Here is a 5,560-nt window from a genome sequence, read left to right as displayed (position 1 = left end):
TATATTTTTTTCGTTAGCTATTTTATTGTCTGTTTTTATTTCTGCAGAATATCCTGCTTTGTCAACTAATCTTTTTACATCAGAATTGGTCTTGTATCCTTCATAAAAACTTACTGTAAGTGAGTTTTGCAACAAATTTACGTTAACATCTTTAAAATTATTTTTGTTCAAAACCTTCTCTATTCTAGATGCACATGACTGACAGCTCATTCCTTCGATGTCAAACTTCGATGTCTTCACAGGAACATCATACCCCGCTTTTTTTATTTTGTCTACGATAGTTTCTATGTCGTATCCTTCTTTTAATTTCAAATATGCGTATTCTTGAAGCAAGTTCACGTTAACTGTGTCGATATATTCGTATTTACTTAATACTTTTTCTATTCTAGCCGCACATGATTCACAGCTCATGCCTTGTATTTTTAATTTTATTTCTTCCATTTTTCTCCTTTCTACCCCCCCTACTGGTGGTATGGTTATTATATAATATTTTAAATTTTTTGTCAAACATTTGGATTTGGATTATAATAATCATAATATAATATGGAGGCAAATTATGGATTGGAAAAATTATGAAAATTTAAGCATGTTGTCTGATTTTTATGAATTTACAATGATGAATGGATATTTAGAAAATAATATGGAAGATGAATATGCTTATTTTGATTTGTATTTCAGAAAAATTCCTGACAGCGGAGGGTTTGTTATCGTTGCAGGATTGGAAGAAGTTGTAAAATATATTCAAAATTTAAGATTTGATGAACAAGACATTGAATATTTCAAGAGCAAAAATATGTTCAGCGATAAATTCTTAGATTATCTTAGAAATTTTAAATTTGAATGCGATGTGTGGGCAATGCCTGAAGGTTCAGTTGCATTTCCTAACGAACCTTTGATGATAGTAAGAGGTCCTGCTCCTCAAGCGCAATTAATAGAAACTTTTGCTCTGTTATCTATCAATCACCAATCATTGATTGCAACAAAAACGAATAGAATTGTTCATGCAGCTGAAGGAAGAGTTGTCATGGAATTCGGTGCAAGACGTGCACAAGGAGTGGATGCGACAGTTCTTGGAGCAAGAGCAGCTTTTATAGGTGGTGCTACTGCTACAAGTAACACTTTGACAGATATCACTTACGATGTTCCAGCTTTTGGAACAATGGCTCACTCTTGGATTATGATGTTTGATTCAGAATACGAAGCATTCAAAAAATACGCAGAAATTTTCCCAAATTCTTGTTCATTTTTGGTAGACACTTACAATGTTTTAAAATCAGGTGTGCCAAATGCGATTAAAGTTTTCGATGAAGTTTTGAAACCTCGTGGAATCAAAAATATGTCGATTAGAATAGATAGTGGAGACCTTGCTTATTTATCCAAACAAGCCCGTAAAATGTTGGATGATGCAGGATATGAAAATTGTCAAATCATGGCAAGTAACTCATTAGATGAATACACAATAGCAGATTTGATTGAACAAGGAGCAAAACTAGACGGATTTGGGGTCGGCGAAAGATTGATTACAGCAAAATCAGATCCTGTTTTAGGTGGCGTTTACAAATTATGCGCCGTTGAAAAACCTAACGGAGAAATCATCCCTAAAATCAAAATCAGTGAAAACATCGAAAAAATCACAACACCTGCTTTCAAAACAGTTTACAGAATTTACGACAAAAATAGTGGAAAAGCAGAAGCTGATTTGATTACTCTTCACGATGAAAAAATTGATGAAACAAAAGATTTGGAAATCTTCCACCCTATTCACACTTGGAAGAGAAAAACATTGACTAACTTTACAACAAAAGAGTTGTTAGTGAGAGTGTTTGATAAGGGAGAATTAGTGTACGATTTACCTAAATTAGAAGAAATCATCAAAAGAAAGAATGAACAAATCGACGAACAATGGGAAGAAGTTAAAAGATTTGAACATCCTCATTTGTTCCATGTCGATTTATCTCAAAAATTATGGGATATCAAATACAATTTATTAATGCAAAGCAAATAACTTAAAAGCACAACCTTTGAATGTCAGAGGTTGTGCTTTTTTGCAATTAAAAATCCACATGCTTTTTACATGTGGATAAGTTTTATGATTCGTATTGAACTAATGTGTTGATGTAATAATTTTTGTTGACATCTCTTCCGCCAAGTTCTGTAAGTTCGATCAAAAATTCCATAGCTGTGATTTCTCCGCCGTTTTTTTCAACCAACTTAGCAACTGCATTAACAGTTCCTCCTGTTGCCAATAAATCGTCGACAATTGCAACTTTATCGCCTTCTTGAATTGCATCTTTGTGAACTTCTAATTTATCAGTTCCATATTCCAAATCATAAGAATATTCTGACACTTCTCCAGGAAGTTTTCCCGGTTTTCTCACTGGAACAAATCTAACTCCAAGAGCATATGCTACAGCTGATCCAAACAAAAATCCCCTAGCTTCAGGAGCTGCAATTACAGTTATTCCTTTGTCTTTTAAATCTTCTACCATAAGGTCTACCGCGTATTTGTAGGCATCTTTATCATTTAATAATGTAGTAATGTCTTTGAATGAGATTCCTTCTTTTGGAAATCCATCTATAACTCTAATTTTTTCTTTTAAATCCATTTTAATCACCGTTTCTTTTTTACTGTATTATCTACATTAATAGTATACCATATTGTGGGATTTGTTTGTTGTTAAATTATTAATAGTATTATAATGCACAAGTTTTTAAATTAAAAATATCAGCAAAATATTTTATTTACAACTATATTTTTATGTGTTACGATATGTTTGGAGAGTGATGTAATGGACAGTTCGAGTGCCTCGCAAATAATTGCGTTAGTATTCTTAGTTACAATGTCCGCTGTGTTTTCATCAAGTGAAACAGCGATAACATCTGTAAGCAAAATAAAAGTTCGACAATTAGATCAAAAGGATAACAAAAATGCACATTTATTAAAAAAATTGCACGACAATATGCAAGCAACTATTTCTACTATTTTAATTGGAAACAACATTGTAAACATAGCAGCCAGTTCTATAGCTACGATACTGTTTACAAAATATTTCAATGAAAATGGTGCTGTGGTATCTACTGTTGTTATGACAATTTTCGTATTGATATTCGGTGAAGTTCTTCCGAAAACAATCGCACAATACAAAAACAAATCTGTTGCTTTAAAATTTTCGAGATTTATATATTTATTGACGATAATTTTCAAACCAATTGTTAAAGTTTTAAATCTTCTAACGCGTTTAGTTATAAAACTTTTTATAGGAGAAGATGGAGACAGTTCGACATTAACCGAAGAAGAACTCAAAACACTTGTAGAAGTTAGTGAAGAAGAAGGCGTCATCAAAAACCAAGAAACAGAAATCATGATAAATGCTTTAGAATTGAAGAAAACTTTGGCAGTCGACATAATGACTCCAAGAACTAGCATGGCTTCTGTGGATATCGAAGATGCAGAAAATGATTTGAAAGAAATCATCAAAAATATTACTTATTCGAGAATTCCAGTTTATGAAGATAACATCGACGATATTATTGGGGTTTTGCACATCAAAGAGTTAGCACACAAAATCATCGAAGACGACAGCGATTTTAAAATCAGAGATATATTAAAACCCGCATTTTATGCTTACGAATACATTCCTGTTGTTGATTTGTTCAAACAAATGCGAGCAAAAAACATATCCATAAGTATAATAATTGATGAATACGGTGGAACGAGTGGAATAGTAACTATGGAAGACATCTTAGAAGAACTTGTCGGAGAAATCGACGATGAATACGACAACGAAAAAGAAGTTACAAAGCTTAGCGACAATGAATACTTAGTCGATCCTGAAATGAGAATTGATGAGGTGAATGAAAGATTCGACCTCAACATTCAAAGCGAAAAGTTCGATTCAATAGGTGGATTTGTGATTGAACTCTTAGATAGAATGCCAAAATCAAAAGATGAAGTAGAATTTGAGAATTTGAAATTCGTAGTAGTAAATGTAGATAAGAGAAAAATCACACAACTTATGATAATATTTAAATAAAAGTTAACTCTCACGATTTTCGTGAGAGTTTTTTTGTGTAAGATAGCTAAGAAAAAGTAGAAAAGCATTTTTACACGAATATTTGACTACATAAATTGGAGATTTCATAATCTCGAACTACTAAAATCCAAAACTCGAGCAAGCCCTCAAACAGTTGGATTTTTACGTAGTTCTTCGATTTGAAATCAGAACAATTTATTCCGTATGATATTCTTAGTAAAAATGTAATCTACTTTTTTATTATAGATTATAATCCTTACTTTTTTATCCCCAACGCTTGTTTTGCTAGTTCATCAGCCATATCGTTATACTTATCGTTGGAGTGGCCTTTGACTTTTACGAAATTAATGTCTATTTGAGACTTTATTTCATCGATAAATTTCTTGTAATCTCTTGTTAGATTGTTGTTGGTCTTCCAATCGCCAGTCGCCCAGCTTTCAATTCCTTGATAATCATAAAAAATCGTGATTTCTTTCATGTTTAATTCCATAGCTTTTTTGATTGCAAATACAGATCCACTAACTTCTCCAGATACATTTCTATGAGTTGAGTATTCTGATTTGGGAAATTTTTGATTGAATTTGTCGATTCTATCATCGTGAAACAACACGCAACCAAAGCTGTATTCTCCTGTATCTTTTTTGAATGAACCATCTACATAAGCTATACACTCATTTTCATTTAAGTTATCAATGGACGCTACTTTTTTATTATCTTCGCCATTTATAAAATTATCTGCCTCTTCTTTTGTCTTAAAAGATTTGAAAATCGCTCCCTTAAAACCATTTACTTGTTGTTGGCACTCTGACCAACTATTGTATATCCCAGGATTTTTTCCAATTTTTACCGCATAAAATTTACTCATTACATACCCACACGCTCAAAGTTCCGGCTCCCACTTCAAAATCTCCGAATCCTTCATCATCGATTACAATTTCATTAGAATTTGTTCCAGTGATTTCCGTATACTTTTTACCTGCATTTTCCTTTCCTACATTCATTCTCAAAGTGTTGATGTCAGCTGTGCTGATTACTACAGCCATTGTATTGTGAAAATCATCGCCGTGTCTAATCCAACCTATCAAATTTTCATTTTCCATATAATCTGTCTGTTCTCCAAATGCGTAGTGTTTTCTGATGTACATCAAATTATCTATAATATCCTTTTGCCCTTCGATATTAAATTCTCCACCTATTTTACAATAATCACCGTAAAACACGCAAGGATATCCATCTTTTCTTAGTAGAATCAAACCGTACGCAATCTTTTTAAACCAAGGTTCAACAAATGATTCCAACGATTGACCAGGTTCGCTGTCGTGATTATCCACGAATGTAACCGCAATGGTTGGATGTTCTTGAACCAAAGTATTGTCGAAAATTTTTCTCATATCAAATTTATCGCCCATTTTTGATGCAGAATACATATTAAAATGAAGTGCCACATCGAACAAATCCACATCGTATTTCGTATCGTACAAATAATGATTGGTGTTGTCCTTATCTTGTAACCAATATTCACCGAA

At 32.7% G+C, this 5,560-nt stretch carries 6 protein-coding genes; 2 read left to right on the top strand and 4 right to left on the bottom strand.

Annotated features, from left to right (window positions below; all coding sequences use genetic code 11):
- Positions 1 to 441 (bottom strand): heavy-metal-associated domain-containing protein (locus KHW44_RS05905; protein ID WP_304067131.1); only part of this gene is annotated, 441 nt, incomplete at its 3' end.
- Positions 442 to 556: 115 nt separating this feature from the next.
- Here KHW44_RS05905 and KHW44_RS05900 point away from each other — a divergent pair.
- The gene (locus tag KHW44_RS05900) at positions 557 to 2,005 is read left to right on the top strand and encodes a nicotinate phosphoribosyltransferase (protein ID WP_304067128.1); all 1,449 of its coding nucleotides are present in this window, start codon (positions 557 to 559) and stop codon (positions 2,003 to 2,005) included.
- Positions 2,006 to 2,087: 82 nt separating this feature from the next.
- On the opposite strand, the gene KHW44_RS05895 is transcribed toward KHW44_RS05900, so the two are convergent.
- Entirely contained in the window at positions 2,088 to 2,606 is a 519-nt protein-coding gene (locus KHW44_RS05895) for an adenine phosphoribosyltransferase (RefSeq protein WP_294685394.1), read from the bottom strand.
- Positions 2,607 to 2,789: 183 nt separating this feature from the next.
- Between KHW44_RS05895 and KHW44_RS05890 the strand changes: the two genes are divergently transcribed.
- Positions 2,790 to 4,034, top strand: a complete 1,245-nt coding sequence (locus tag KHW44_RS05890) for a hemolysin family protein (RefSeq protein WP_294685393.1) — start codon at positions 2,790 to 2,792, stop codon at positions 4,032 to 4,034.
- Positions 4,035 to 4,290: 256 nt separating this feature from the next.
- Here KHW44_RS05890 and KHW44_RS05885 read toward each other — a convergent pair whose 3' ends face one another.
- On the bottom strand, positions 4,291 to 4,899 hold the full coding sequence (locus tag KHW44_RS05885; RefSeq protein WP_304067121.1) for a ribonuclease H family protein: 609 nt from the start codon (positions 4,897 to 4,899) through the stop codon (positions 4,291 to 4,293).
- A partial coding sequence (locus KHW44_RS05880; protein ID WP_304067117.1) for an alpha-amylase domain-containing protein occupies positions 4,892 to 5,560 on the bottom strand: 669 nt, incomplete at its 5' end. The genes KHW44_RS05885 and KHW44_RS05880, both read right to left, overlap by 8 nt.

Origin of the sequence: Finegoldia magna, from assembly GCF_018371055.1 — a bacterium.
Lineage (GTDB): Bacteria > Bacillota > Clostridia > Tissierellales > Peptoniphilaceae > Finegoldia > Finegoldia magna_I.
The sequence above is the reverse complement of the archived record's forward strand: the minus strand, read 5'-3'. Positions and strand labels throughout refer to the sequence as shown.

Bases quoted from the DNA above. Each gene is read 5' to 3' on its own strand.
- KHW44_RS05895 (WP_294685394.1), bottom strand. From the start codon at position 2,606: ATGGATTTAAAAGAAAAAATTAGAGTTATAGATGGATTTCCAAAAGAA.
- KHW44_RS05885 (WP_304067121.1), bottom strand. From the start codon at position 4,899: ATGAGTAAATTTTATGCGGTAAAAATTGGAAAAAATCCTGGGATATAC.
- KHW44_RS05900 (WP_304067128.1), top strand. From the start codon at position 557: ATGGATTGGAAAAATTATGAAAATTTAAGCATGTTGTCTGATTTTTAT.
- KHW44_RS05890 (WP_294685393.1), top strand. From the start codon at position 2,790: ATGGACAGTTCGAGTGCCTCGCAAATAATTGCGTTAGTATTCTTAGTT.